This is a genomic window from Desulfocurvus sp. DL1XJH-121 (assembly GCF_054819825.1).
Genome location: NZ_JBTVWW010000157.1, coordinates 1 through 251 on the forward strand (window position 1 = coordinate 1; position 251 = coordinate 251).

The 251-nt window shown below is 56.6% G+C and carries 1 protein-coding gene; it reads left to right on the forward strand.

The genetic code is table 11. The features are described from left to right. The coding region (locus ACYYG1_RS17705) for a metallophosphoesterase (RefSeq protein WP_461211646.1) at positions 1-251 on the forward strand (251 nt) is incomplete at both ends.

Consider the following 251-nt stretch of genomic DNA (forward strand, 5'->3'; position numbering starts at 1 on the left):
CTGCATCGCCGACATCAACGAGAACCATGCCGATGCAGAACTGGTGATTTTCACCGGCGATCTCAGCGATAACGGTCATGAGGACAGCTACCAGGCATTGGCGGGTGAACTGGAGAAGCTCATTCCGTCGTATAAACTGCTTCTCGGCAATCACGATAACCGCAGCGCATTTCTGCGGGTTTTCGCTTCCGTCACGCCGGAGGACGGTTTCGTCCAAAGCGTGGTCGATACGGCGGAGGGGCGCCTGATAC